This window comes from Rhodococcus oxybenzonivorans (genome assembly GCF_003130705.1).
GTDB lineage: Bacteria > Actinomycetota > Actinomycetes > Mycobacteriales > Mycobacteriaceae > Rhodococcus_F > Rhodococcus_F oxybenzonivorans.
The window spans coordinates 4,205,077-4,230,803 of sequence record NZ_CP021354.1; the positions used below are offsets into that span (position 1 = coordinate 4,205,077).

Annotated in this window: 25 protein-coding genes and 1 pseudogene; 8 read left to right on the top strand and 18 right to left on the bottom strand. The window is 67.1% G+C overall.

Going from position 1 to position 25,727, the window contains the following annotated elements; genetic code table 11:
• Positions 1 to 5: 5 nt before the first annotated feature.
• Complete coding sequence (gene guaB / locus CBI38_RS19855; RefSeq protein ID WP_109331493.1) at positions 6 to 1,529, bottom strand: IMP dehydrogenase; 1,524 nt, start codon at positions 1,527 to 1,529, stop codon at positions 6 to 8.
• 219 nt (positions 1,530 to 1,748) lie between these two features.
• Here guaB and CBI38_RS19860 point away from each other — a divergent pair, with 219 nt between their 5' ends.
• Positions 1,749 to 2,153 (top strand): DUF5319 domain-containing protein, encoded by a 405-nt coding sequence (locus CBI38_RS19860; RefSeq protein WP_005239778.1) that lies wholly within the window; start codon positions 1,749 to 1,751, stop codon positions 2,151 to 2,153.
• Positions 2,154 to 2,236: 83 nt separating this feature from the next.
• Here the strand turns inward: CBI38_RS19860 and CBI38_RS19865 are convergent, their stop codons facing one another.
• From CBI38_RS19865 to CBI38_RS39130, 5 genes and pseudogenes are all read right to left on the bottom strand, one after another.
• Complete coding sequence (locus tag CBI38_RS19865; RefSeq protein WP_109331494.1) at positions 2,237 to 3,250, bottom strand: anti-sigma-D factor RsdA; 1,014 nt, start codon at positions 3,248 to 3,250, stop codon at positions 2,237 to 2,239.
• A complete protein-coding gene (locus CBI38_RS19870) occupies positions 3,234 to 3,812 on the bottom strand; it encodes a sigma-70 family RNA polymerase sigma factor (RefSeq protein WP_109331498.1) in 579 nt (192 codons plus the stop codon). Before CBI38_RS19870 ends, CBI38_RS19865 begins: the two co-directional genes overlap by 17 nt.
• A gap of 148 nt (positions 3,813 to 3,960) precedes the next feature.
• A complete protein-coding gene (locus CBI38_RS19875; protein WP_230989891.1) occupies positions 3,961 to 4,818 on the bottom strand; it encodes a hypothetical protein in 858 nt (285 codons plus the stop codon).
• A 33-nt stretch (positions 4,819 to 4,851) separates the two neighbouring features.
• Entirely contained in the window at positions 4,852 to 5,460 is a 609-nt protein-coding gene (locus CBI38_RS39125) for a transcriptional regulator (protein WP_230990251.1), read from the bottom strand.
• A 159-nt stretch (positions 5,461 to 5,619) separates the two neighbouring features.
• A pseudogene (locus CBI38_RS39130) lies at positions 5,620 to 5,805 on the bottom strand (MerR family transcriptional regulator); the annotation flags it as partial.
• Positions 5,806 to 6,110: 305 nt separating this feature from the next.
• Between CBI38_RS39130 and CBI38_RS19885 the strand changes: the two are divergent.
• The 3 genes from CBI38_RS19885 to CBI38_RS19895 all read left to right on the top strand — a co-directional run bounded on the left by CBI38_RS19885 (position 6,111) and on the right by CBI38_RS19895 (position 7,938).
• The gene (locus tag CBI38_RS19885) at positions 6,111 to 6,404 is read left to right on the top strand and encodes a WhiB family transcriptional regulator (RefSeq protein WP_005239766.1); all 294 of its coding nucleotides are present in this window, start codon (positions 6,111 to 6,113) and stop codon (positions 6,402 to 6,404) included.
• Positions 6,405 to 6,536: 132 nt separating this feature from the next.
• A complete protein-coding gene (locus tag CBI38_RS19890) occupies positions 6,537 to 7,205 on the top strand; it encodes a sigma-70 family RNA polymerase sigma factor (RefSeq protein ID WP_109331501.1) in 669 nt (222 codons plus the stop codon).
• A gap of 1 nt (position 7,206) precedes the next feature.
• Entirely contained in the window at positions 7,207 to 7,938 is a 732-nt protein-coding gene (locus tag CBI38_RS19895; RefSeq protein WP_109331502.1) for an anti-sigma factor, read from the top strand.
• A gap of 117 nt (positions 7,939 to 8,055) precedes the next feature.
• Here CBI38_RS19895 and groL read toward each other — a convergent pair whose 3' ends face one another.
• Both groL and groES read right to left on the bottom strand, forming a co-directional pair.
• Positions 8,056 to 9,666 (bottom strand): chaperonin GroEL, encoded by a 1,611-nt coding sequence (groL, locus tag CBI38_RS19900; protein ID WP_109331503.1) that lies wholly within the window; start codon positions 9,664 to 9,666, stop codon positions 8,056 to 8,058.
• A gap of 93 nt (positions 9,667 to 9,759) precedes the next feature.
• Positions 9,760 to 10,059 (bottom strand): co-chaperone GroES, encoded by a 300-nt coding sequence (gene groES, locus CBI38_RS19905; RefSeq protein WP_003940763.1) that lies wholly within the window; start codon positions 10,057 to 10,059, stop codon positions 9,760 to 9,762.
• 230 nt (positions 10,060 to 10,289) lie between these two features.
• On the opposite strand from groES, the gene CBI38_RS19910 reads away from it, so the two are divergent.
• On the top strand, positions 10,290 to 12,008 hold the full coding sequence (locus tag CBI38_RS19910) for a TIGR03767 family metallophosphoesterase (RefSeq protein WP_109331504.1): 1,719 nt from the start codon (positions 10,290 to 10,292) through the stop codon (positions 12,006 to 12,008).
• Here the strand turns inward: CBI38_RS19910 and CBI38_RS19915 are convergent, their stop codons facing one another.
• Positions 12,009 to 12,542 (bottom strand): potassium channel family protein, encoded by a 534-nt coding sequence (locus CBI38_RS19915; RefSeq protein ID WP_109331509.1) that lies wholly within the window; start codon positions 12,540 to 12,542, stop codon positions 12,009 to 12,011.
• A gap of 208 nt (positions 12,543 to 12,750) precedes the next feature.
• On the opposite strand from CBI38_RS19915, the gene CBI38_RS19920 reads away from it, so the two are divergent.
• The gene (locus CBI38_RS19920; protein WP_109331510.1) at positions 12,751 to 14,316 is read left to right on the top strand and encodes a DUF7159 family protein; all 1,566 of its coding nucleotides are present in this window, start codon (positions 12,751 to 12,753) and stop codon (positions 14,314 to 14,316) included.
• On the opposite strand, the gene tsaD is transcribed toward CBI38_RS19920, so the two are convergent.
• Genes tsaD through CBI38_RS19950 form a run of 6 tightly spaced genes read right to left on the bottom strand, consistent with a single transcriptional unit; the run spans position 14,309 to position 19,722 of the window.
• On the bottom strand, positions 14,309 to 15,346 hold the full coding sequence (gene tsaD / locus CBI38_RS19925; RefSeq protein WP_109331511.1) for a tRNA (adenosine(37)-N6)-threonylcarbamoyltransferase complex transferase subunit TsaD: 1,038 nt from the start codon (positions 15,344 to 15,346) through the stop codon (positions 14,309 to 14,311). The genes CBI38_RS19920 and tsaD overlap by 8 nt on opposite strands.
• Complete coding sequence (rimI, locus tag CBI38_RS19930) at positions 15,343 to 15,822, bottom strand: ribosomal protein S18-alanine N-acetyltransferase (RefSeq protein WP_109331515.1); 480 nt, start codon at positions 15,820 to 15,822, stop codon at positions 15,343 to 15,345. Before rimI ends, tsaD begins: the two co-directional genes overlap by 4 nt.
• Entirely contained in the window at positions 15,819 to 16,478 is a 660-nt protein-coding gene (gene tsaB / locus CBI38_RS19935) for a tRNA (adenosine(37)-N6)-threonylcarbamoyltransferase complex dimerization subunit type 1 TsaB (protein WP_109331516.1), read from the bottom strand. Before tsaB ends, rimI begins: the two co-directional genes overlap by 4 nt.
• Before the next feature lie 51 nt (positions 16,479 to 16,529).
• Positions 16,530 to 17,018 carry a tRNA (adenosine(37)-N6)-threonylcarbamoyltransferase complex ATPase subunit type 1 TsaE gene (gene tsaE, locus CBI38_RS19940; protein WP_109331517.1) on the bottom strand — a complete coding sequence of 163 codons (489 nt, stop codon included), beginning with the start codon at positions 17,016 to 17,018 and terminating at the stop codon, positions 16,530 to 16,532.
• A 5-nt stretch (positions 17,019 to 17,023) separates the two neighbouring features.
• Positions 17,024 to 18,223 (bottom strand): alanine racemase, encoded by a 1,200-nt coding sequence (gene alr, locus CBI38_RS19945; RefSeq protein WP_109331518.1) that lies wholly within the window; start codon positions 18,221 to 18,223, stop codon positions 17,024 to 17,026.
• A 17-nt stretch (positions 18,224 to 18,240) separates the two neighbouring features.
• Complete coding sequence (locus CBI38_RS19950) at positions 18,241 to 19,722, bottom strand: NAD(P)H-hydrate dehydratase (RefSeq protein ID WP_109331519.1); 1,482 nt, start codon at positions 19,720 to 19,722, stop codon at positions 18,241 to 18,243.
• A gap of 53 nt (positions 19,723 to 19,775) precedes the next feature.
• Here CBI38_RS19950 and CBI38_RS19955 point away from each other — a divergent pair, with 53 nt between their 5' ends.
• Entirely contained in the window at positions 19,776 to 20,147 is a 372-nt protein-coding gene (locus CBI38_RS19955) for a cupredoxin domain-containing protein (protein ID WP_109331522.1), read from the top strand.
• A gap of 9 nt (positions 20,148 to 20,156) precedes the next feature.
• Here the strand turns inward: CBI38_RS19955 and glmS are convergent, their stop codons facing one another.
• A complete protein-coding gene (gene glmS / locus CBI38_RS19960; protein WP_109331523.1) occupies positions 20,157 to 22,019 on the bottom strand; it encodes a glutamine--fructose-6-phosphate transaminase (isomerizing) in 1,863 nt (620 codons plus the stop codon).
• A 135-nt stretch (positions 22,020 to 22,154) separates the two neighbouring features.
• Between glmS and CBI38_RS19965 the strand changes: the two genes are divergently transcribed.
• Positions 22,155 to 22,991, top strand: coding sequence for a poly(ethylene terephthalate) hydrolase family protein (locus tag CBI38_RS19965; protein WP_109331524.1), 837 nt, complete (start codon positions 22,155 to 22,157; stop codon positions 22,989 to 22,991).
• Between the two features lie 270 nt (positions 22,992 to 23,261).
• Here CBI38_RS19965 and CBI38_RS19975 read toward each other — a convergent pair whose 3' ends face one another.
• Positions 23,262 to 25,415 (bottom strand): hypothetical protein, encoded by a 2,154-nt coding sequence (locus tag CBI38_RS19975; protein WP_230989892.1) that lies wholly within the window; start codon positions 25,413 to 25,415, stop codon positions 23,262 to 23,264.
• Positions 25,412 to 25,720 (bottom strand): type VII secretion target, encoded by a 309-nt coding sequence (locus CBI38_RS19980; protein WP_109331526.1) that lies wholly within the window; start codon positions 25,718 to 25,720, stop codon positions 25,412 to 25,414. The genes CBI38_RS19975 and CBI38_RS19980 overlap by 4 nt, the downstream gene beginning before the upstream one ends.
• Between the last annotated feature and the right edge of the window lie 7 nt (positions 25,721 to 25,727).

Sequence of the window (25,727 nt, forward strand, 5' to 3'; positions counted from 1 at the left end):
GGTTGCTAGCGAGCGGTGTAGTTGGGAGCTTCCACCGTCATGGTGATGTCATGCGGGTGGCTTTCCTTCAGACCCGCCGCGGTGATCTGCACGAACTGGGCGTTCTGCAGCTCCTCGATGGTCGACGCTCCCGTGTAACCCATGGCGGCCCGCAGACCGCCGGTGAGCTGATGCGTGACCTGGGACAGGGGGCCGCGGAACGCGACCCGGCCCTCGATGCCCTCGGGCACCAACTTGTCCTCGGACAGCACGTCGTCCTGGAAGTAGCGGTCCTTCGAGTACGACTTGGCCGCGCCGCGGCTCTGCATGGCGCCGAGAGAACCCATCCCCCGGTAGCTCTTGAACTGCTTGCCGTTGACGAGGATCAGCTCGCCCGGCGACTCCGCGGTGCCGGCAAGCAGCGACCCGAGCATCGCCGTCGACGCGCCCGCGGCGAGCGCCTTCGCGATGTCGCCGGAGAACTGTAGTCCGCCGTCTGCGATGACCGGCACACCGTGCGGTTTCGCTGCGGCGACCGCCTCGAGGATCGCAGTGATCTGCGGGGCACCGACACCGGCGATCACACGGGTGGTGCAGATCGAACCGGGGCCCACACCGACCTTGACGGCGTCGACTCCTGCCTCGATGAGTGCCGCCGCACCGCTACGGGTGGCGACGTTGCCTCCAATGATCTGGACCCGCTCGTCCACTTCGGCTTTGAGCTTCGAGATCATGTCCAGCACGCCGGCGGAGTGCCCGTGCGCACTGTCGACGACCAGAACGTCGACGCCGGCGTCGGTGAGCGCCATCGCCCGACTCCACGCCTCGTCGCCGACACCCACCGCCGCACCGACCAGCAGGCGCCCGTCTCGGTCCTTGGTGGCATCGGGATGCTGTTCCGTCTTCACGAAGTCCTTGACCGTGATGAGGCCGGTGAGCTTGCCCTGACCATCCACGATCGGGAGCTTCTCGATCTTGTGGCGACGAAGTAGACCCAACGCCACCTCCGCGGTCACACCCTCCTGGGCGGTGATCAACGGCGACTTGGTCATGACTTCCGACACGGCTCGGTTCTGGTCGACCTCGAAGCGCATGTCACGATTCGTGATGATGCCGACGAGCTGACCGGCGTCATCCGTTACCGGGAGTCCGGAGATGCGGAAGCGCGCGCACTTGGCGTCGACCTCGGCGAGGGTGTCGGACGGCTTGCACGTGACCGGGTCGGTGACCATGCCCGCCTCGGACCGCTTGACCGTCTCGACCTGCCCGGCCTGAGCGTCGATGGACAGGTTCCTGTGCAGAACACCCATACCGCCTGCGCGGGCCATGGCGATGGCCATGCGCGCTTCGGTGACAGTGTCCATCGCGGAACTGACGAGGGGAACCCGCAGTCTGATGTCGCGAGTCAGCTGGCTGGACGTATCGACCTGGCCAGGGATGACGTTCGACGCCGCCGGTAAGAGCAGGACGTCGTCGTACGTGAGACCCAGCATTGCGACCTTGTTCGGGTCGTCACCGCCGGTGTGTACATGCCCTGCTGAACTGGTCATGCGGTTCGGGCCCTCCATGGAACTCGGATGCAGCGCCGGTAGCGCCGTCGTGGAAATTTCGGGAATGCGGATACAGACAGAAAGGACGGAGCAACGATCGATATTCCCAGCTCCTCAGACCATGGTATCGGCTCGCCGGGATCCTCATGCGAGCCCACCCACGCTGGGCCTACGCCGAACGGCTGGCGCAGACCGGCCTGACCTGCGTACCGTGGTGCTGTGCGCGATCAACTGCCTCCCGGTCTGCCCCCGGACCCCTTTGCCGGCGACCCCGCCGACCCGTCCGCAGCTCTCGATGCGATCGAACCGGGCCAGCCACTCGACCCCCACGAGCGACTCGCTGTGGAGGAAGACCTGGCCGACCTCGCCGTATACGAGGCTTTGCTGGCCCATCGCGGGATTCGTGGCCTCGTCGTGTGCTGTGAAGACTGTCAGCAGGATCACTATCACGACTGGGACATGCTCCGGGCCAACCTCCTCCAGCTCCTCGTGGACGGCACCGTCCGGCCACACGAGCCTGCCTACGACCCGACACCTGAGGCGTACGTCACCTGGGACTACTGCCGCGGCTACGCCGACGCCTCGATGAACGACGCTCTGCACGGTGACGGCTTCGACGCCTGACCCGAATCACCCGTAGACGCAGCTGTGGCCCGACACGCGAAGTGTCGGGCCACAGTTGTGTGCGCCGGTAACAGCGCACCATGTCAGCTGGTGGGGGGCGGAAGCACCGGGACGGTGGTCGTGGTGGGCAAGGGCACCGTCGACTGCTGCTGTTGCTGCGTCGGCGGCACAAAAGTCGGGAGATCGTCCGTCGGCTGTGTGGGAACCAACATGATCGTCGGATCGACCGTGGACGGCGGCGGAGGCTCGGTCTGCGGCAGTTGAGGCAACTGCGGCAATGGAATCGGGGGGAGTCCCGGCAACTGGAGGTCGGTGCTCGGCAGAGTAGTTCCTGGCTGCGGTTCGACGCCCGGCAACGTGGTGCCCGGCAGTCCTGGCAGCGACGTCGGCAGCTGAGTGGTCAGAGCGGGCGCGTCCGTCGTGGTCGTACCGGGTGCGGGCGCCTGCGCGGTCGTGGTGGGTGCAATCTCGGCCAGCTGGGCTGCGAGTTTTGCACGCCAGACCTCGAGTTCGCGCCGCTGGTCGGCATCGCGGATGCCGCCGGCCCGGTCGGCCGCGTTGTCGAGCAGGTTCTTGACGGACTCGGCGTCGCCGGTCGCGAGCATGCGCTCGGCTTCCTGCAGCTGTGACGTGGTGTCGATCTGCGCCACCGTCGAATCGGCCTGCTGGCTGAAGACCACCGATTTGACGCTCCACAGCGGATCGCCCGGTTCGGCGTTGTAGGAGAAAATGGTGGCGCCGCCCATCACGACCGCGATCGCTGCGGCAGCGCCCGCGATCGGCCGTAGTAGACGCAACTTGCCGCGAGCGGCGCTCCGGGCTTCGCGAGCATCCGCCTCATCCATGGCCGCGATGACGTCGTCGAGCAGCGGCCCGTCCGGCATCGATGTCGCGACGATGTCTGCACGCCAATTCGCGAGCAGGAGTGCCAGCTCGTATTGCTCCGGCGAATCCGTCGCAACAGGACCACCACCGGCGATTGCGTCGATCAGTGCATCGTCACGGCGCACTGCCGCAACGTCCACTGGTGCGTCGCCGCCTGGGAGATCGGCATCGGGATTGCCGATCCGCTTGTTTCCCCTAGCCAAACCTCTCACCTGCCTTTGTCACTTCTTTTTTCAGTTTCGCGATAGCTCGGTGTTGAGCTACGCGGACAGCTCCCGCGGTACTACCCACGGCCGCGGCCGTCTCCTCTGCCGACATTCCGACCACGAGGCGGAGGATCAAGATCTCCCGGTGCTTCTCCGGCAGCGTGCTGAGCAGATCGTTCATCTGCCTGCTCGCTTCCGAATCGAGCGCCCTCTGTTCGGGTCCGTCATCGTTGGCTACGACATCCGGTACTTCGGCGACCGGTTCCGATTTGTTACGTGCGGAGTTCCGATGCGCGTCTGCGACCTTGTGTGCGGCGATCCCGTAGACGAATGCCATGAAAGGCCGTCCCTGGTCCTCGTAGCGAGGTAAGGCGGTCATCACGGCGAGGCACACTTCCTGTGCCACGTCATCCGCGGAGAGTTGTCCTCTCTCCGCAGCACCGACCCTGGCTCTGCAGTAGCGCACAACCAGGGGCCGAATGTTTTCCAGGACCAGAGCTAAAGCGGCCCGGTCGCCCTGCGTTGCAGCGGCGACAGCGGAGTCCAACTCCTCGCTCGTATTAGTCATCGTCCGTGAATATCCTGGCGTTACAGTGGCACCTCCCCCGATGGGTGTGCTCCCGCTCTCAGCGGAACACTTAAAGGGTAACGGTGCGGACCGAGCGGTATTCGCCCGGATTCGCCCGGAAGCGCCCCTGGACGTCCGACCAGGACCATCACCGCCGGAAGTGTCCGCCGCGGCCCGCGAGGATCTCCTCACAGTCTTCGCGTGCCTGCTGTGCGCGCGGATCGCCGGTCACGCCGGCGAGCAACATGGCAGCGGCCCACTTCAGGGGTATCAGACCGTGTCGTTCACATCCCTCGAGTACTTCGGCGGCGAGGTGCGCAGCCGGTCCGGAATCGGATTCCCCTGTCATCGATGCGCTACGGAGCAGTTGGGATTTCAGGTGGTGGCGGACCGAACCGACGTGCGCCGAAATTTCTGCCGCGGCCACGGCGTGGCGGCGCGCCGACGAGAAGTCGGCGCCCGCCAGGAAGAGTTCGGCGCTCACCCAATGCAACCGGACGTGCTGTCGCCAGAGACTCCCGGTGTCGTCCGTATCCGCGCCTTCCCTCCCGAGGTGCTGTCCACAGCGATCGAGTAGACGCCATCCCAGGGCCAGGCGTCCGCATCCCAGTGCGTCGGCGGCGAGCCCGGTGAGCGCATCGCACCGTGCCGCCAGCTCGGCGAGCGCACTCCCCGCCGCGGGGTCGGCCGGTCCGCCGCCGATCAGGGCGAGCGCCCGGCCGTCGAGACCGGACGCGGCCCGGTGGTCCCCCAGCTGCCGTAACAACGAGGCTTGCGTGCTCCAGGCCAGGGATGCGACCGCCGGACCGGCCTGCCGGTCGCGGGTGATGTCCGTGAGCTCCGCCCGCGCCCTGCTGTAGCGGCCTTGACCACCCAGCGCCACCGCCCGCATCCACCGCTCGACGGGACGCGTGGACGTCGGTAGCGGGTGCCGTCCCGGATCGGCGCCGAACGCCGCGCCGGTCAAGATTTTTGTGATGTCGATGTGGCGACTAGTGGTGGGCACGACCGCATCCTGTCACCACTGCGCCGGGGCTGGTCAGATGAGTGCGGTGACGGCGTCGACGGCGTCACCCAGATTCCCGACCGACTTCACCGACCGGGGCAGATGTGTCGCTGCGGCCCCGGGTCCGGCCGCCAGCAATGCAAGTCCACTGCGGCGACGTCGGATGGCGCGCGAGAGAGATGCCACGTCACAGTCTCCCGGCGGCAGCCAGAGCATGATCACGTCCGGTTCCGCGTTCGTCACGGACGCGAGTAGCGCGGTGCGGCCCACCGGCCTCGAGGTGCGGACGTCGACCGACGCCGTGGCCAGCGCGGCGCCGAGCGCGCGGAACCCGAGGTCGTGCGCGATTGACGGCCGTCGAAAGTCGAGGGTGGTGGGGACGTCCACGAGCAGTACCCGTCCGCCGACGGCGATCGGGGCGTCGAGTGTCATCGTCGACAGGATGCCCGTCATGCATTCGACGAAGGCACGACAGTTCACTGCGGCGGCGTCCGAGTTCCGCCCCTCGTTCGCCCAGTCGAGGACCGGGACGAGCACGGCCTCCCACACGGCAGGCAAACCGCGCTCGGCGGCGGCGCGGGAAACGATGCGGTGGATCGTGACGATGTCGCGCGCGATCAAGGCCCTCGACAGATTCCGCACTGCAGGCTCGGCGTCTTCGAGGACGGAAATCGCGGCCGAAAAGTGCGACGAGTTTGTTTTGCCTTCGTTTACAGAGTTGTCACCCAGAATTTGCGGAGAACTCGTCTGTTCCGAATTCGACGAATATGTAGCTATTGCGTTAATCGCATATCTCGCAGCCTCGGCCGGGCTCGCCCCCTCGTCGAGTGCTTGCTGCATACACTCCAGTCGAGCCACATCCCGCGGTGTGTATCGGCGGTGACTGCCGTGAGCATGCGCGGACGGCCCGATCCCATAACGACGGTCCCAGGTGCGCAGTGTCGACGGCGCCACGCCAAGCCGTCTGGCCAGGGCTGATACCGCCATCGCCGGCTCGCTGCCGACAGGATCGGCAGCGTGCTGAGCGTCGGACTCCGCTGACTGGGGCACCCCGCCATCGTTACCTGTGACCTATGGTCTTTCAACCCGAAACCGAATCACGGACCGGCCGGAATGTAAATATTTCCCAGGTTAACTTTCAGTTTGTGGGATATGTAAATTCCCACTGTGAACAACTATTGACGCGATTTCCAAAACGACTCTACGGTTAGCGACGTGAAAGATTAGCGGCTTGAACATCGAGCCCACGGTCCGCTCGCCGCCCGAGGCGAGCTTGCAGCTAAGGAGTCCATATGCCTGCACCCAACCACCTCCCCGGTCCGAACGCCGATATCTGGGATTGGCAGATGCACGGACTGTGCCGCGGAGTCGACTCCTCGATGTTCTTCCATCCCGACGGCGAGCGTGGGCGGGCGCGAGCACAGCGGGAGACCCGTGCCAAGGAGATGTGCCGCCGCTGCCCCGTCCTCGCACAATGCAGAAATCATGCGCTGAGCGTGTCCGAGCCATACGGAATCTGGGGCGGAATGTCCGAGACCGAGCGTGAAATGCATGCGCGGCACCGCCGCGGACGTATCGCGGTCTGACGCGCCGGACGGACCGACCCCGGAACCCCTCGTCCACGGGCGGGGGGTTCCGTGCATCACACACCCGGCCCGATCACCCATCCACATCGATGCCGTCTCCGAATGCCTACCGGCTGGAGGAGATGACCGGACATGCACGCTACCGTGGTGCTCGATGAAGCGAGACGAGCGTTCGTGACCCACAACGAGGGCATCTCACCGGCCGAAGATCTGTGCCCGGTGGGCTCTGCCGATGCCGCTACAGTGCGTGCCACCGAGCACGCGGAACTTCGTGACGCGATGGTCCGCGTTGCGCGCGGTGATACCGAGGCCTTCGCGGAGCTCTACGACCGCACGAGCGCCCGGGTCCACGGACTGGTCCTGCGTGTGCTGCGCGACCCCGGATACGCCGAGGAGACCACCCAGGAAGTGTTTCTTCAGGCATGGAACACCGCGTCGAATTTCGACCCGAGCCGCGGCTCGGTGATGTCCTGGCTGATGACGCTCGCCCACCGCCGGGCGGTCGACCGTGTGCGGTCCGAACAGGCGGCTACCGACCGTCAGGCGCTCTACGAGAGCACCTCCGTTTCGGGGCCGTTCGATCACGTCACCGAAGAGGTCACCCGCCGGCTCGAGCATCAATCGGTACTCGAGTGCCTCGACACTCTCACTGCCACCCAACGCGAATCGGTCGCGATGGCGTATTACGACGGACGCACCTATCGAGAGGTCGCCGCTCACCTGGGCGTCGCCCTGTCCACGGTGAAGACCCGTATACGTGACGGGTTGACGCGTCTTCGTGGATGCCTGGGAGGTCTGTGAGATGAACGAGGATCTTCTGGGCATGGCCTGTCCGTACGCACTGGACGCGCTCGACGACCAGGAGCGCCGCGAACTCGACGCTCGGGTCGCCGCCGCCGACGAGGACACCCGAGTCGCGTTCGCCGCCGAGGTACGGGCAATTCGCGAATCCCTTGCCGTGGTCAGCGAGGTGGGCGCCGTCGCCCCGCCACCCCAGCTGCGGGCCCGGTTGCTCGAACAGATCGGACAGGACGCACGGGCCGACACCTATGCGCCCGTCCACCTCGACCACCACCGCAACCGCCGGCGTCGTTGGCGGATTGCGGTGGCGGCCGCCGCTGCGGTCGGAATCCTCGCAGGCGGAACCGTCATCGCCCGGCAACTCACGGAGGGCCCCGACCCGACGGTAGCCGAGCAGGTACTCCAGGCCGCGGACATGCAGTCGTCGAGCACTCCCATTCCCGGGGGCGGCTCCGCCACGGCCAGTTACTCGAAGTCCGAGGATGCCGCGGTGCTCGTCATGAACGATGTCGTCCCGCCCGCCGCCGACAGCGTGTACCAGATGTGGCTACTGCCCGAGTCCGGCGACGCACCGGTCCCCGCCGGAACGATGACCCCGGACGACGTCCTGCCGACCACCACCGTCGTCCTCGACGACATCGGCTCGATGACGAAGCTGGCCTTCACCATCGAGCCGCCCGGTGGCTCACCACAGCCGACGTCGAATCCGTTCGCCGTGCTCACGCTGAGCTGAGCGAACAGGGTCAGCGGGAATACGGCCGCGACACGACGAAACCCCCGCGCGGAAGATCCGCACGGGGGTTTCGTTCGGCCGAAAGATGAGGACATCGATCGGTTCGCGGCTACCGCCTCAGTGGCTGTGTCCGTGACCGGTCTGCTCCTGCTCTTCTTCGGGCTTCTCGACCACAGCGCTCTCGGTCGTCAGGATCATCCGTGCCACCGATGCCGCGTTCACGACAGCGGAGCGGGTGACCTTGACGGGGTCGACGACACCGTCTGCGAGCAGGTCACCGTAGGTGAGGGTCGCGGCGTTGAAGCCGTGCCCCTTGGGCTGTTCGGCGACCTTGCTGGTGACGACGGAACCGTCGAGACCGGCATTGCTGGCGATCCAGAACAGGGGCGCCTGCAGCGCTTCGCGCACGACCTTGACGCCCGTGGCCTCGTCACCGGTCAGACCGAGGTTGTCGACCAGCTCGGTGCTCGCCTGCACGAGGGCCGATCCGCCACCGGGAACGATGCCCTCGGCGACAGCAGCCTTGGCGGCGTTGACGGCATCCTCGACGCGGAACTTGCGTTCCTTGAGGTCCGTCTCGGTTGCGGCACCCACCTTGATGACCGCGACACCGCCGGCCAGCTTCGCCAGACGCTCTTCGAGCTTCTCGCGATCCCAGTCGGAGTCGGTGTTCTCGATCTCCCGGCGCAGCTGCGCGACGCGGCCCTTGATGTCGGCGTCGGTGCCGGCGCCGTCGACGATCGTGGTCTCGTCCTTGCTGACCACGACGCGACGGGCACTGCCGAGGAGGTCCAGTCCGGCCTCCTTGAGGCTCAGCCCGACCTCGGAGTTGATGACCGTACCGCCGGTGACGATGGCGAGGTCGTCGAGGAACGCCTTGCGACGGTCACCGAAGAACGGCGCCTTCACCGCGACGGCCTTGATCGTCTTCCGGATGGAGTTGACCACCAGCGTCGAGAGAACCTCGCCCTCGACGTCCTCGGCGATGATGAGAAGCGGCTTGCCGCTCTCGGCAACCTTCTCCAGCAACGGCAGGAAGTCGGGAAGTGAGCTGATCTTCTCGCGGTAGAGCAGCACGAGGGCGTCCTCGTACACGGCCTTCTGCGCGTCGAGATCGGTCACGAAATACGGCGACAGGTAACCCTTGTCGAACTGGACGCCTTCGGTGATCACGAGCTCGGTTGCGAGGCTGGAGGATTCCTCCACCGTCACGACACCGTCCGTGCCCACGCGAGTGAGCGCCTCGCCGACCAGTTCGCCGATCTCTTCGTCACGCGAGGAAACCGTGGCGACCTGGGCGATGGACTTCTTGCCCTCGACCGGGGTGGCGGCCGCGAGCAGCGCCTCGACGACCTTCTCGGCGGCGGCGTTGATGCCGACTCCGAGTGCCATCGGGTTGGCGCCTGCCGCAATGTTCTTCAGACCGCCGCGAACGATGGCCTGAGCCAGCACGGTGGCGGTGGTGGTGCCGTCACCCGCGACGTCATTGGTCTTGGTGGCGACGCTCTTGACCAGCTGCGCACCGAGGTTCTCGAAGGGATCCTCGAGGTCGATCTCCCGCGCGATGCTGACGCCGTCGTTGGTGACGGTGGGGCCGCCGAAGGCCTTCGCCAGTACTACGTGGCGGCCACGCGGACCCAAGGTCACCTTGACCGCGTCGGCCAGCTTGTCGACCCCGCGCTCGAGAGACCGGCGTGCGGTCTCGTTGAACTCAATCTGCTTGGACATGTGTTCCGTCTTCTCCTGGATTTCAGGGTTCTGCGCGTGAACGCACTCCGCCCCGGGATCCTGTAGGGACTCCGGGGCGGATCACGTATGGCCTTACTTGGAGACGACAGCCAGCACGTCGCGTGCCGACAGGATCAGGTATTCCTGACCGGCGTACTTGATCTCGGTTCCGCCGTACTTGGAGTAGATGACGGTGTCACCCTCCTTGACGTCGACCGGGATGCGGTTGCCCTGCTCGTTGACGCGGCCTTCGCCGACTGCGACGACGGTGCCCTCCTGGGGCTTCTCCTTGGCCGTGTCGGGGATGACCAGGCCGGAGGCAGTCGTCGTCTCAGCCTCGTTGGCCTGGACGAGGATCTTGTCCTCGAGCGGCTTGATGTTGACGCTCGCCACGATGAGCCCTCCACTTTGGGGTATCTGGGTCCGAGGAACATCCTCGGACACCTGTTTGAGTGTTCCGTTTACGGCACTTCACACAGCCCCGTCGTCGCGGGTGCCGGAGCTCGATCGGCGCCACTTGGCACTCTATACGTGAGAGTGCCAACGCTCAAGGAGGAGCCCCCGGCTGATCGCGCTCAGCGGAATCCCACCCTCCGGACGGGTTGTCGCCCTAAGGTCGTCTGGTGTCTGACATGAACCGGCGTACCTTCCTCACGATTGCCGGACTCGGCGCCATCGGAGCGGTGAGCATCAGCGGACGTCCGTGGGGACTGCAGTACGCAGGCGCCGCCCCCCTTCCCACCTCCGGAGCGGGCACCACACTCGAAGCGACAGCCGTCCCTCTGGGAACGTCCGGATACCGCAAGCTCGGCGCGGGTCCGGGTTGGCCCACGATCGTGCGCACCGAACTCGCCGAGGCCCGGAACGGCCGCGAAGACCGCCGCACCGCGCTCGCGTCGCTCGTGCAGCTCACCGACGTCCACCTCGTCGATACCCAGTCCCCGGTGCGGTTCGAATACGTCCACCCCTTCACAGGTTCCGCGTTCCGTCCGCAGGAAACCCTCACGGCGCACGGGCTGGTCGCCCTCGTTCACCGGGTCAACGCTCTCGCCGCCGGCCCCCACACCCAGCGGCCGTTCGACGCGGTCGTGAGCACCGGCGACAACACCGACAACAAAGAGTTCGCCGAGTTGAGCTGGTTTCTCACCGCCCTCAACGGTGGCACCATCGTCCCCAACACCGGTGCGCCCGACCGCTACGAGGGCGTGCAGAATTCGGGTGCGGATCTGTACTGGAACCCGGAGTCCCCGATCCAGGACATGTACAAGAAAGCCGGCTTCCCCGAAATTCCCGGCCTGCTCGGAGCGGCGATCGACCCCGTCACCAGCCCCGGGCTTCGCACGCCGTGGTACTGCGTCTTCGGGAATCACGAAGACTCCGTCGAAGGCACTGTGCCCAGCGGCATCCCACCGCTCGACGCGATGTACACCGGTTCACTGAAGTTCGAGGTTCCGGGATCGCCCGAGCAGGCGAAGGCGGTCGATATCGCGACGAAGTACGACCCCGGCGCCATCGCCGGCGTCCTCTCCGCCTTCACGACGCCACCGCGGGTGGTCACCCCCGATCCGACGCGAGCCCCGTTCACACCACGCCAGTTCATCGCCGCCCATCTGGATCCGGCCAACACGGGCCCCGGCCCGGTAGGCCACGGGTTCGCTCCCGACGCAGGTGACACGGGAATCGGCTACTACGCCTTCGACATCGCTCCCGGTGTGGTCGGTATCAGCATGGATTCCACCAATCACGCCGGTTTCGTCGACGGCTCATTGGGCGCCGCCCAGTTCCGCTGGATCGAGGACACGTTGCTCGCCGGCAGCAGCGTGTACTACGACTCCGCGGGCGCCCGGGTGTCGCAGTCGCGTTCGGACACCTGGTTCGTCCTCTTCAGCCATCACACGAGCACCACCATGGACAACCTCGTCCCAGACCCGGCCAATCCGACCGAACCCCGAATTCCGGCCGCACAATTGGTGAGCCTGCTCCATCGTTTCCCGAACGTGCTCGCCTGGGTCAACGGACACACCCACGAGAACCGGATCACTCCCTGGGCCGGACCCACACCGGAACAGTCGTTCTGGGAGGTCAATACCGCATCGCACATCGACTTTCCGCAGCACGGGCGAATCCTCGAAGTGGTCGACAACGCCGACGGCACAGTGTCGATCCTCACCACCTTGTTCGAAGCCGACAGCCCGTACTCGGTCGACTACACGGACCTGTCCGCGCTCGGACTCGCCTCTCTGTATCGGGAGCTGTCGTTCAACGACATTCACACCGACCCCGTCCGGCTGGGCGCTTCCGTCGACCACAACGTCGAACTGTTGCTGTCGTCGGGTCGTTAGTCACTTTCGTCCACGGGCCCAGCCGACGGCTGCCGCCACCACGCGGATGCCGACGCCGATGAGAATCAGGTTCCCGATGATCTGGACACTGACGACAGCGCGCGACGGATCGGTCGTCGCCGTGATGTCCCCGAAGCCCACGGTCGAAAACACCGTCAACGAGAAGTACAGGGCATCCATCCGGCTGAGCGATTCGGAGAAGTATGTCGGGTAACTCTGGGACATCAGGCTGTATCCCACGGCGTAGCCGAGCAGATAGACAGGAAGAATCAGTGCCAGCGCCTCTATGGCCTGCAGCGTGGGCACGTCGGACCGCAGAATCTGCCGGATCTGCCACACGGCGACCACCAGCACGACGAGCAGTCCCCCCACGAGGAGCGTGATCGTGGAGATGCCGTCGACCGAGGTCCACGGGAGCACGAAGTAGCCCACGCCGCAGAGCGCAACCGTCGCGACCGGGCGCACGAGCCCGCGGCGCAGCAGCCGCCGACGATCGCGCGGGTCGAGGTTGCGAAACTCGCTGGCATTTCCCATGAAATTCCTCCGGACAACTGCGCAGGTGGGACCGGATATCGAGCGCCATCCTCGTCTCGTCGGCTCGAAACTCGAGAGCGAAAGCCACCAGATTTCTGTAACGTTCGGGTAACGGTCGCCGATTCATGGGGCAGGGATGCTTCTCGTGGAGGGCGTTCCGGGAAAGACAGCAGGGCAAGACGCGACAATGTGGGAGGGGGTGTGTGGAATGAATATGTCCTTGGGCATGTCCACGGGTGCTGCCGGAGTCGGTTCCGCCCTCGTCACCACCGACTCCAACGGTTCGCAGAGCGTCGAGTTCCGATACCTGTCGGCCGACGAGGCCCACACCGACCTCGGTGACCTCGTCCGTTCCTCTATCTCCCTCATGACCACCCAGGTGCCTGCCGACCCCACGACCCCTGACGCATTCGCCGTCACGTACCGCACTCCGGAACAAGCCCATTCGATTCGCAGTGCTGTCAGCAGGCAGCGGCATCGTGTGCACCTCGTGCCGGAAGCCGCTGCCACCCTCACGTACCTACGCCACACCGGTGAGATTGCCCAGCACGCAACGGTCGCCATCGTCGACTTCGGCGAGTCCGGTTTGTCGGTCTCGGTAGTCGATCAGGTCGACGGCACCGTGCTGCACGCCGACCGCACCACACAGGTGAGCGGCAGCGCGATCGACGACCTCGTGTTCGAGTACGCCGTCGCCAATCTCGCCACCCCACACCACCTGCGGCACCTCGATCGCGAACTGCTCTCGGAGCGTTGCCGCGTCGCGAAGGAGCAGCTGTCGACCGACCTGAATGCCACGGTCGACGTCGAGTTCCGGGGCATGGCGCCGATCCGGATCAGTCGCAGCGCCTTCGAAGACTTCGCGGCACCGGTGATTCGGGTCGCTGTCGAGTTCGTCCGATCCACCATTGCGGACTCACCACACGCACCGGAGGCCATCGCGCTGGTCGGGGGCGGAGCGAACATTCCCGCGTTGCGGGCAGCTGTGCGCAGGGCCTTCACTGCCCGTGTCGTCGCCGTCCCCGAACCGGAAACCGCCACCGCCAAAGGCGCCGCACTCCTTGCCGTGTCCAAGGCGATCGAGCAGTACCCGCCCACGGAGTCGACGCGGCCGAGTTCGACGGCCAAGGTGTCCGGCGCTCTCGTCGGCGCGTTGGTGGTGGGCGGACTGGTACTGGGATACGGAGTTCGTGAACTCGCGCCGGCACCCGACCCCAATGTCGCGCCCGCCGGGAGCGACACCTTCCACACGTCGCAGCAACACGCGCCCAGTACGGACACACCGGCTGCTACGCGAATTCCATCGTACGATCCGACACCGACGTCGGACTTCACCCCGGAGCGGGGTGTGCCGACCACGTCGTCGTCCCCGGGATGGGATCGAAGCTCTGCCCGGATGCCCGACTCCCCGACGAGCACAACGCCTCCCACCACGACACCACCGGCGCCGACCACCACTCCCGCGCCGACGCTCCGGCCTCCGACCGATCCCACTCAACCGGATTGGCCGCACATCGAATGGCCGGCTATTCCTCCCCTGTGGCCGCAGGTTCCCGGGGAGTCGACCCCGGATCAACCGAGCCCAGTCGCACCCTTGCCTGGAGAGAGCGCACCGCCCGCTGAGAGTGCGCCACTGCCACCGCCGCCGGAAGTCGCGCCCGCGCCGCTGCCGCCTATCGGTGACGCCGAAGAGGGAATTGCGGTGGTTCCGGCGCCGATGCCCGTGGCGCCGACTCCGGCATTCGCACCCCCGAGTGTCTTCCCCTTCAGGTGAATACTTGACTGGTGGCCACCGAGAGGCCAGGATCGCTCGCCACGGTGAGCAGTGACGGCGCTGCACCCCCCGCGACGATGTGCGCTCCCAGCGAAGCGATCATGACCCCATTGTCGGTGCACAACCGCGGTTTCGGCACGCGCAGCGTGAGACCGGCTTCGGCGCACCGTTCCTCGGCGAGCGAGCGGATGCGTGAGTTCGCGGTGGCACCGCCGCCGAGTACCAACGTGTCCACGTCCGTGTCGCGGGCGGCGCGTACCGCCTTCATCGTGAGGACGTCGGCCACGGCTTCCTGGAAGCTGGCGGCGATGTCGGGGATCGAATAGGTCTCGCCGGCACGCTCCTTGGATTCGACATATCGCGCGACCGCGGTCTTCAAGCCGGAGAAGGAGAAGTCGTGCCGCGCGTCCCTGGGCCCGGTCATCCCGCGGGGGAAGGGAATCGCGTCCCGATCGCCGTCTCGCGCTGCGGCGTCCAATGCGGGGCCGCCGGGAAATCCGAGTCCGAGGAGGCGGGCCACCTTGTCGAACGCCTCTCCCGCCGCGTCGTCCACGGTGGTGCCGAGCTCGGTGATCGGCTTCGCGAGATCCTCGACATGCAGGAGGTGGGTGTGTCCACCCGACACCAGCAACGCGACGCACGACGGCATCGGTCCGTGTTCGAGGGTATCCACAGCCACATGGCCACCGAGGTGGTTCACCGCGTAGAACGGGATATCCCAGGCGGCCGCGTACGCTTTCGCGGCGGCGACACCGACCAGCAGTGCCCCGGCGAGTCCTGGACCGATGGTGACGGCGAGTGCGTCCGGCTTGCTGATGTCCGCGGCGGCGAGCGCACGCCGCATCGTCGGGACGATTGCTTCCAGATGCGCGCGGGACGCAACTTCGGGCACCACCCCGCCGTAGCGGGCGTGCTGATCGACGCTCGAGGCCACCTCGTCGGCGAGGAGCTCGCACGTACCGTCGCCGTTCCACCGGACGATACCGACTCCGGTTTCGTCACACGAACTTTCGATACCCATGACGATCATTGCACCGGCTCCTCACCCGCTCCGGCGCGACGCATGGTGTACGCGTCCGCGCCGCTCGGTTGGTAGTACTGCTTTCGGGTTCCCACGATGTCGAATCCTTCACGTCGATACAGTGCGATCGCCGCGTCGTTGTCGGTCCGCACCTCGAGAAAAACCGGTCCGCCCCGCGCATCGGCCAGTTGGAGAAGTTCGGCCAGAAGCGCTCCGCCGATCCCCCGGCGCATGTACTGCGGGTCGGTCCCGATCGTGTGCACCTCAGCTTCGGGATGTGAAGGATTGCCCAGCAGGGCCAGTCCGGCATATCCCACCACCCGCCCGGTGTCGGTGCGCGCCACCACGTACCGCACGTGCGGCGCAGCGAGCTCGGCACGGAAAGCAGCTGCGCTCCAAGGTCCGTCGCCCGCAAACAGCAGGCGCTCGAGCTCGGCGCACCGCTCGGCGTCCGCGGCGACCATGGGTTCGATGGAGAACGTCACTTCGGGCGATCCGCCAATTCGACCGCATCCGGTCGTCGCAGATAGAGCGGAACGAGCGGCTCCGGCACGTCCCCACCGGCGAGCACCGACGCAGCAGCCTCGACCAGACCTGCGGGCGAGGGTGTTTCGACGGGTTCGACCGGGAGGTCGAAGAAGTCGACGTGCGACGGCGACCCCGCCACCACCTCAGACGGCATCGGCTCGAGCTCGCGGGGCTTGATCACGCCGGGCCCTTCCACCCGCCGGCCCGCCGAGTACCGGGCCCAGTAGACCTCCCGGCGGCGCGCATCGGTGACGACGAGGAGATTCCGCTCGCCATGCACCTGAGCGGCGATCGCGTCGAGGCTGCAGACTCCGTACACCGGTGCGCCCAGGGCGTCACCGAAAGCCGCTGCGGTAGCCATTCCGACCCGGAGGCCGGTGAACGGTCCCGGGCCTACCCCGACCACGATCGCGTCGAGATCAGCCGGCCTGTGACCCGACTCGGTAATGCACTCGAGGATGTGCGGCGTGAGGACCTCGGCGTGGGCGCGCGGGTTGACCGTCACGCGCACCGCGAGCGTGTCCACCGCGTCAGTGGGCGCGGATCCTGCCGAGAACCGGACGACTCCGGCGGTCACGGCGGGTGTGGACGTATCGATGGCGAGAACAAGCACGGTATCTGAGGGTACTCGCACGTCAGCACCGCTCCCGCCCCCCGGACCTCGTCAGGAAATCCACTCCCACTCGGCGGTGCGCACATCCGACTCGGGCTCGCGGCTCAAGCGCACCCGGAGATGCCGGTCGGCCAACTGCTCGACGATGCCCTCACCCCACTCGACCACGACCACCGCTTCGGCCAGGTCGGTGTCGAGGTCGAGGGCGTCGAGTTCGTCCAAGGCGTGCGGACCGCTGCCCCCCAGACGGTAGGCATCCACATGGACCATGCCCACCGGAGTCCCGCCGCCGGGACGAACCCCCGGACGATGCTCCCGGGCGATGACGAATGTGGGCGATGTCACTCTGCCCTGAACACCGAGACCGGCAGCAATCCCCTTCGTCAGTGCGGTCTTTCCCGCACCGAGAGGTCCGTCGAGGATGATCAGATCCCCGGGTGCCAATCCCCGGGCGAGATCACGCCCGAATCTTTCGGTGTCGGCGGCTGTCGGCAACACCACGGTCCCGCTCACCGCCAGCACTCTGTCTTCGGCAGACACGAGACCTACCGCCCACCGACATAGGTCCGCACGGTACGCCCACGCACTCCGGTCACCACCTCGTAATGGATGGTGTCGAGCTTGTCCGCCCACTCCTGGGCGTGTGGCTCGCCGTGATCGCCGTTGCCGAAGAAGACAGCGGTGTCGCCCTCCCGGACGCCGCCGCCGTCCGGTCCGAGGTCCACGACGACCTGGTCCATGCACACCCGTCCGATGCCCGGCCGACGCTCCGAACCGAGCAGGACTTCGAATCGTCCGCTGAGCGAACGGGGAAGCCCATCGGCGTACCCGAACGGCAACAGCGCCACCACGGTGTTCCGCGGCGCTATCCACTGATGGCCGTAGGACACGCCCTCACCTGCAGCCACCTTTTTCACCAGCGCGACGCGCGAACGCAGAGTCATCGCAGGACGCAGCCCGAATTCGCCGAGTTCGGGGGCTGGCGACAGTCCGTAGATCGCAATGCCGGGGCGCACCATGTCGAAACGAAGATCCGGGCGCGTGAGAGTGGCCGCGGAGTTGGACAGGTGCACCACCTCGGGAACCAGGCCGTGGCGTTTGGCGTCGGCCACCGCGCTCGACAACCGGTGACACTGGGCGTCGATCACCGCATGATGCGGCTCGTCGGCGTGAGCGAGATGCGAAAAGATGCCTCGGAGCCGAACCGCGCCCTCGGCCTGTGCCTGCGCCAAGTCGATGAGAACCTGCGCCAACTCGTCGGGCGCGACGCCATTGCGGTTCAATCCGGTGTCGACCTTGATCGTCACGGTCGCCGGGGTGCCTACCTCCCGTGCCGCGGCCACGACGGAGGCGAGGTGCCGCGGTGACGACACCCCGAGCTCGACGTCCGCTCGAATAGCGGGGGCGAAGTCCGCGTCGACGGTGTGCAGCCATGCGAGGATCGGTGCGCCGATACCTGCCCGGCGCAACGTGAGGGCCTCCGAGACCGTTGTCACGCCGAGTTCCGCCGCACCGGCCGCGAGCGCCGCGCGCGCCACTGGGACGGCGCCGTGGTTGTAACCATCCGCTTTGACAACGGCCATCACTGCCGCGTCGCCGGCTTTCTCGCGCAAGATTCCGACGTTGTGCGCAATAGCGTCCAGATCGACCACTGCTTCGGCCTGCGGGGCCGGCGTCGCGTGGGCGGAATCGGCGGGCTCGACCCGGCCGTGTTCGTCCGACGGTACTGCTTCGGCAAGCGTCATGCCTCCGATCCTGCCATTCACCGATGGACCGCCATTTCCTCGGGTGACACACCTGCACGGAGAACTCTGATCGACTCCCTCAGATGAGCGAGCAGATTTCCGGCGGAGATCGGCGCCGTCCCGCGTCCCGCTGCGAGATCTCCCCGGCCACCGCGAGCCGCCACGTTCGCCGCGAGCGAGTGCGCGCGTGCCCCCATCGCAGCCGCCCGGTCCGGGACTGTCCCCGCGGCCAGCAACGCACCCACGATGCCCGCCAGAACGTCCCCGGCACCCGCCGTGGCCGACCAGGAACCGCCCGCCTCGTTGACGAATACCTGCCCACCCGGCGCCGCGATCACCGTGGCGCGGCCCTTGAGGAGGATGTACGTCCCCCACTCCGCCGCCAGCGACCGGGCGGCCGCGACTCTGTCCGATCCGGGATCGCTTCCGGTGATGCGTGTGAACTCACCTGCATGCGGGGTCAGGAGGGTGGGCGCCGACCGGGAGCGCACCAGACCGGGGTCTTCGGCCAGCAGGGTGAGACCGTCCGCATCCACGAGGACGGGAACGTCGGTGTCCAGCACGGTCCGCAGGGCACGACGTGCCGCATCGTCGGTGCCCATACCGGGACCCACCACCCACGACTGGACCCGTCCCGCTTTCGCGACGTCCGTCGTCGCGATCACCTCCGGCCAGTGAGCCAGCACCTCCGACGCGCCCGGACCTGCGTAGCGGACCAAGCCGGACGTGGCCGAGACGGCGGCCCCGGTGCACAACACTCCCGCGCCCGGATACTGCCCACTCCCGGCGACCACGCCCACGACGCCCTGCGAATACTTGTCGTCGTGCGGACCGGGCACCGGCCATGCCTCTCCCACTTCGGTTGCATCGAGCGACGTGATCCCGGCATCACCGAGCGTCAACCCGATGGGTATCACCTCGACGCGCCCGCACTGCGCCGCAGCCAGGACATGTACCGGTTTCAGCGCACCGAACGCCACCGTGACCGCCGCCCGTACCGCGGGCCCCTCGACGGCACCCGTCACCGGGTCCACCCCGCTGGGCAGGTCCGCAGCAATGATCGGCGCCTCCATGGACGCGACCAGAGCCGCCGCGTCGGGGCGGAGGGCTCCCCTTCCGGATATTCCGACGATCCCGTCGATCACCAGGTCGGGCGTGCCGACTTCGTCGATCGCGCGGGCCGTTCGTCCGCCCGCTCGCCGGAAAGCCGCCAGACCGCCCCGATGCGCCTTCTCGGGATTCAACAGCACGGCGGTGACCGCGACTCCGCGCTTACGCAAGAAGGTGCCCGCCCAGAGCGCGTCACCTCCGTTGTCCCCGGAACCGACCAGCAGCAACACCCCCCGCCCGGCGACTCCCCCGGTCCGCGCGCGCAACTCCGCAACCACCACACCCGCGAGTCCGTGCGCTGCGCGTCGCATCAGAGCGCCGTCGGCCAGGGATGTCAGCAGCGGCGCCTCGGCCGCTCGGATCTCGTCAGGGGTGTAGTAGCCCCGCATGGGCACTCCTCGTCCGGAACGGTCGGTACCGAGGCAAGACTACGCTCGACGGCATGCGTGAACGTGCAAGGTCCCGGATCGTCGGAGTCGCTCTGGCCGCAAGCATTTCGGCCGCGAGTGCACTCGCCGGCTGCAGTTCGGAATCCGCCGGGGTGAACGAGCAGCCCAGCGGTCCGGTCGTCGAGGTCTCCGGCATGGCCTTTTCGCCCGCCCGGCTGACGGTCCGGGTAGGTGAGACCGTCACCTGGAATTTCGACGATCGCGGCGTCACCCACGACGTGGCGGGCGTCGGTGAGGCGAAGGGCGTACTGCGCAGTCCCCTGATGCAGACGGGCAGCTTCACCTACAACTTCACCGAGCCCGGAACCTACGAGTACACCTGTTCCCTGCACCCCGACATGCGCGGCACCATCGTCGTCACCTGAGCGGAGCCGTTATTCGACCGTGACGGACTTCGCGAGGTTTCGGGGCTTGTCCACGTCGTACCCGCGCGTCTGCGCGACCTCGGCGGCGAAGACCTGCAACGGCACGGTCGAGAGCAACGGCTGCAGCAACGTCGGCGCCGCCGGAATCTCGATCAGGTGGTCGGCGAACGGCCGCACGGCCTCGTCGCCTTCCTCCGCGATCACGACGGTCCGTGCACCGCGCGCCTGAATCTCCCGGATGTTGCTCAGCAGCTTCGAGTGCAGCACCGCGCGACCCTTGGGAGAGGGCATCACGACGATGACCGGCAACCCGTCCTCGATCAACGCGATCGGGCCGTGCTTGAGTTCACCGGCGGCGAAGCCCTCGGCGTGCATGTACGCCAGTTCCTTGAGCTTCAGCGCGCCCTCGAGCGCCACCGGGTAACCCACGTGCCGGCCGAGGAACAGCACCGTCGACGACGACGCCAGTTCCCGAGCCAGCGCCCGCACCGGACCCACCGTCGCGAGGACCCGGCTCACCAGCTCCGGCATCGCCTCGAGATCGGCGTATTCGCGCGCCACCTCGTCCGGGTACTTGGTGCCGCGAGCCTGGGCCAGCGCCAAACCGACGAGGTAGTTCGCGGTGACCTGCGCAAGGAACGCCTTGGTCGACGCCACGCCGATCTCCGGACCGGCACGGGTGTAGAGAACGGCGTCGGCTTCGCGGGGAATCTGGGCACCGTTGGTGTTGCAGACCGCGAGGACGCGCGCCTTCTGGTCTTTGGCGTGCCGCACCGCCTCGAGGGTGTCGGCAGTCTCACCGGACTGGGAGATCGCCACCACGAGCGTCGAGCGGTCGAGGACGGGGTCGCGGTAACGGAACTCGCTGGCCAGCTCCACCTCGACAGGCAGCCGGGTCCAGTGCTCGATTGCGTACTTGGCGAGCAATCCGGAGTGGTACGCGCTGCCGCACGCGACGACGAAGACCTTGTCGACGTCGCGCAGCTCCTGGTCCGACAACCGCTGTTCGTCGAGGACGATCTTGCCGTCCGCGAAGTGCCCGAGGAGAGTGTCGGCGACGGCGGCCGGCTGCTCCTCGATCTCCTTGAGCATGAAGTAGTCGTGGCCACCCTTTTCGGCAGCAGCGAGATCCCAGTCGATGCGGAACGGGCGGCCCACAGCGACCGTTCCGTCGAAGTTGAGGATCGAGTAGCCGTCCGCCGTAATGGTCACTACCTGGTCCTGGCCCAGCTCGACCGCATCCCGGGTGTGCTCGATGAATGCCGCGACGTCGGAGCCGAGGAAGGTCTCGCCCTCGCCGACACCGATGACCAGCGGAGTCGAACGACGCGCGGCCACGATGGTGTCGGGATGGTCGGAATGGGTGAAGACGAGGGTGAATGCTCCCTCGAGGCGGCGGAGCACACTCAGGGCGCTCTCCACGAAGTCCCCGGCGGTCTCACCGGACGCATAAGCCCGCGACACCAGGTGCACCGCGACCTCGGTGTCGGTGTCGCTGGAGAGGTCGACGCCCGCCTGCTCGAGTTCGGCGCGCAAGGGCGCGAAGTTTTCGATGATGCCGTTGTGTACGACGGCGACGGTTCCGGTCGTGTCCCGGTGCGGATGGGCGTTCCGGTCAGTCGGGCGACCGTGCGTGGCCCAACGGGTGTGCCCGATTCCCGTATTCCCGGCGAATTTCTCGGCACCCACCTCGTCGAGTTCGGCCTCCAGGTTCGACAGGCGACCGGCCTTTCGCTCGACGGCCATACCGCCCTTCCCGTCGAGCACGGCGATCCCTGCAGAGTCGTATCCGCGGTATTCCATCCGCCGCAAAGCCTCCACCACAACAGACAGAGCCTGCCGGTGGCCGACGTATCCCACGATTCCGCACATGGTTCATCAGGGTACTTGGAGCGGACGGTGCGGCGAAGTCGGACACCGACGCGACGCGGGGAGCGGGGACTCCGTCCCTGTGTGGTCGGCGCGGGGACTCCGTCCCTGGGGAGGTGATCGGATAACGTTCTCTCCGTGGCGCCGAAACTGAAGAACCTGGCCCGGGAACTGTCGAAGCGGGGACCGCACCGCGTGCTGCGGGGAGACCTCGCGCTGGCTGGACAGCCGGGAGTCGTCTATACACCCGAGTCCGGCTTCAACTTGCCTGCGGTGGCTTTTGCGCACGGGTGGATGACCGGAGCTGACCACTACCGGAACACGCTGGAGCACCTTGCGTCCTGGGGCATTGTCGTTGCCGCGCCCAACAGTGAGCGGGGCCCGGTGCCTTCACACCTGGGCCTCGCGACCGATCTGCGGGCCACTCTCGACATCTGTGTCGGTGTCCGGCTGGGACCCGGCCAGATCAGTGTTCAGCCGGATCGAGTGGCCTTTGCCGGCCACGGTATGGGTGCGGGCGCGGCGGTGCTCGCCGCCGCACAGCGTGACGTGACCGCGGTGGCCGCATTGTTCCCGGCGCCGACCGCCCCGAAGGCGGAGAAGTATGCGCCCAAGATCACAGTTCCGGGGCTGATCGTGGCGGGCGCGGATATCGACACCATGAACAGCAACGCCAAGGCCCTCACCGAGGCGTGGGGCGGCGAATCCGTACTGCGAGCCGTGGATGGCGCAACGGATTCGGGGTTGACCGAGGGGCGTCGACTCCTCGGCGCACTCGGCATCGGTGGATCCGAGCGCAAGACGCAGCAGGTGACGCGGGCGCTGCTGACCGGGTTCCTGCTCTACGAGCTGACGAATGACAAGAAATACGCGGCCTTCGCGGACGCCGAGGCGCACATCCCCCGCACCACGGTTGTCGATCCGCAGGAGATCAATACGGACGCCGGCTTCCAGGGACTGATTCCCCACATCTGAGCGTTCTACGACGGCTCCGGCTGTTCCGGCGTTACTCGACGAGCCAGCTCCGGGGACGATAAAACTCGTCGTCGTCCTCGGCTGCGCTGCGACCAGGTGCGACCGCGTCTGTCGCCGTGCTCGCGTGTGCGGGGTGCCGCCCCGCACACTGCCGTCGTCGCGTGGCTTCTGCCTCGTCTCGCACCCGCTGCTCTTCGAGTCGTCGTCGAAACAGCGCGAGTTCCGCCCTCATCTGCGCACGTCGAGCGCGCAACTGTGCGGCCCGCTCGCTCACAGCGGTCCGGCCTCGGCGAGTTCTGCACCGCTGTCGAGCGTCGCCGACGGGCCGCTGGCAAGCTCTGGTGCAGGTGCAGGCTCAGGGACTGTGAGCGTTTCCGGAAGCGGCTCGTTCTGCATGGTCACCGGCTGCGGACCAGGTGCGGTGGTGGGCTCCGGCGGCGCCTGCTCGGCCTCGTGAGGTTCAGGTTGGCTGACGTCGGGAGCGGCGGGCGGTTTGGCGTCGACAGCGCCGGTCTGCGGCGCGTCGGTGCCGGACGCGGGCTCGGGCGCAGCTGCCGCCTGGTGCAGCGGGTCCTCCCCCGAACGGGTTTCTGCGAAAATCTGAGGCAGGCCGTTCGGACCGATCTCCACACCGAAGCGGGACGTGGCGCCTTGGCCGTCGATGATGTCGAGGTGAACTCCGGCACCGTCTTCGTCGACGACAAGTGTCCATGACTTGCCGTCGAGCTTCAGCTCGAGGCTCTTGTCGGGAGTGGTAGGCAACGCTTGTCCGCCCTCGCCGTCGACACCCGGGTCGCGCTCGTCCTCCAGGTCGGGCTCCTCCTCCGCCCCCACATCCCCGTCATCGTCCCGACGGGTGAGTGCCGACACCGCGTCCTCTATCAGTGGACGGATCAGCGACCCCAGGTCGCCGAGTCCACCGGCCAACCCCTGCACCGCCCCGCGGAGGTCGCCGAATCCGGTCATACCCCCGATGCCGGGAACACCGGCCAGACCTGGCACACCGCCAAGACTCGGCAGCACGGGAGGAGAGGCTGCGGGCAAGGACGTCGCGGGTTCGGTATGTACATCCCGCGTTCCCACTCCTACGTCCCGAACTCCTAGGTCCCGGCCTCCGTTGCCGGGACCGATCGGCGCCGTCATCGGTGCCGTCACCGGTGCCGGGTGGGCGGTGCCACTCGGAGTCGTGCCCGTCGGCGAACTCCATCCCGCCGGTTGCCCAGCGAATCCCACGGGCGCGGTGACAGTGGGAGCACCGGCAGGAGCTGTCGGCGCAGCGTCGACGGGAGTTCTCGGGGCGTCGAGAGGAGGCGGAGCGGGAGAGTGCCCCGGAGCGGTGCGATCCACGGAGCGAATATCGCTGTCCGACTGCAACATTCCAGCTTCGGTGATCACCGCCGCATACGACGCTTCCACGGTGTCTGCGCAGGCCTCGCACGCGGCCGCGAATTCGCGCTGTTTCTCTTCGTAGACCGGCCGGAAGTGCGCGTCGAGCCACGCGCGGGCGATACCTGCCGCTCGCTTCACGACGTCGTCTCGGTCGAGCCACCGCAGAGCGCCGCCTCCCCCGTCCTTGTACAAGCCGTTGATGTGCCGGTAGTCGTCGTCGGCAAGTTCGGGAAACCAGTACGACGCGTCTTCCATGCAATCCTTGGCGACGGAGTTGTCTCCATCCCGGCCGTGCACGGCGATGTCGGCCAGCACTGCGATTTGGGCTGCGCTGTAGCCCGCGACAGTGGGCTGGTGCAGCGACACCACCCTGTACGCCTTGTCCGTCACTGCGGCGCTGAGGGTGAGGTTCGCCTCGAACAGCACGTCGACCAGTCCGCGTAACCGGTCGACATCGGCCACTGTCCGGGCATTCCGGCGGCCCGAGGCATCGATCGCGGCGGCGGCCGCATCCCCACTCCACGCGGCGCTGACCGCAGCAACACACGCCTCGTGCTCCTCGAGTTCCCTGCGCGCAGAGTCGAGGGTGTGCTGCAGCGTGTCGATGTCCCGGCCGAGCACGTGAAGGTCCATGCCCCGCTCGGCGTCGAACCGGGCGTAGTACTCCGTGATCGCGCGACCGTCGTACTGCAGCTTCTGTGCGGCAGGAAGGAACATCTCGAAGAACTCGAGCCCCCGTGCTCCGAGGTCCAGCATGTCGCCTGGGACATTGAGCGAATCCGGTCGCAAACAATCCTCCAAGTGGAGGCGGTCGGCGGCAGCAGATCGGGCATCGCTCCCATCCGCGAGGAGTGCGATGTAACGCTCGTCGGCGGACGGCGTGCGTTCGCGTCTGTCGATGCCGTACGCGTCGAAGTAGGGCTGCCACAACGCCACATCCTCTTCGCGGGACGAGGCCCAGGCCTGAAGGAGCTGCTCCTTGTAGTCACGGCTCAGCTTCGGATCGTCCATCAACGAAGCCGCATCCGTCGTCACGGAAGCACCCCGTCGAGGCCGTCGGCAAAGGCACCGTCCGTGCCTGCATAACGCGTGGCGCCGGCTCGGAAGTTATTACCGATGGCCTCCGTTTCGGTTGCCCACTCGTCGAGTGCCACGGACACGACTGCGAGCGCGTTCCGTAGCTCGTCGCCGAGAGCACAATAGTCGCGTCCGGCCTGCACACCGCCGAACTCCAGCCGGCCGGCGTCGATTGCCTGCTGCCTCAGCATCTCCGCTGAGCGCACCATCCGCGCGCCAACGCTCGCCACCGCCCTGACGTCGACCTCGAGTCCATCGCTCATGCCCCCA

Coding starts and splice junctions, on each gene's coding strand:
- guaB (WP_109331493.1), bottom strand. CDS start 1,529: ATGACCAGTTCAGCAGGGCATGTACACACCGGCGGTGACGACCCGAAC.
- CBI38_RS19870 (WP_109331498.1), bottom strand. CDS start 3,812: ATGACTAATACGAGCGAGGAGTTGGACTCCGCTGTCGCCGCTGCAACG.
- CBI38_RS19885 (WP_005239766.1), top strand. CDS start 6,111: ATGCCTGCACCCAACCACCTCCCCGGTCCGAACGCCGATATCTGGGAT.
- CBI38_RS19890 (WP_109331501.1), top strand. CDS start 6,537: ATGCACGCTACCGTGGTGCTCGATGAAGCGAGACGAGCGTTCGTGACC.
- CBI38_RS19895 (WP_109331502.1), top strand. CDS start 7,207: ATGAACGAGGATCTTCTGGGCATGGCCTGTCCGTACGCACTGGACGCG.
- groL (WP_109331503.1), bottom strand. CDS start 9,666: ATGTCCAAGCAGATTGAGTTCAACGAGACCGCACGCCGGTCTCTCGAG.
- CBI38_RS19915 (WP_109331509.1), bottom strand. CDS start 12,542: ATGGGAAATGCCAGCGAGTTTCGCAACCTCGACCCGCGCGATCGTCGG.
- CBI38_RS19920 (WP_109331510.1), top strand. CDS start 12,751: ATGAATATGTCCTTGGGCATGTCCACGGGTGCTGCCGGAGTCGGTTCC.
- tsaD (WP_109331511.1), bottom strand. CDS start 15,346: ATGATCGTCATGGGTATCGAAAGTTCGTGTGACGAAACCGGAGTCGGT.
- alr (WP_109331518.1), bottom strand. CDS start 18,223: ATGACGCTTGCCGAAGCAGTACCGTCGGACGAACACGGCCGGGTCGAG.
- CBI38_RS19950 (WP_109331519.1), bottom strand. CDS start 19,722: ATGCGGGGCTACTACACCCCTGACGAGATCCGAGCGGCCGAGGCGCCG.
- CBI38_RS19955 (WP_109331522.1), top strand. CDS start 19,776: ATGCGTGAACGTGCAAGGTCCCGGATCGTCGGAGTCGCTCTGGCCGCA.
- glmS (WP_109331523.1), bottom strand. CDS start 22,019: ATGTGCGGAATCGTGGGATACGTCGGCCACCGGCAGGCTCTGTCTGTT.
- CBI38_RS19980 (WP_109331526.1), bottom strand. CDS start 25,720: ATGAGCGATGGACTCGAGGTCGACGTCAGGGCGGTGGCGAGCGTTGGC.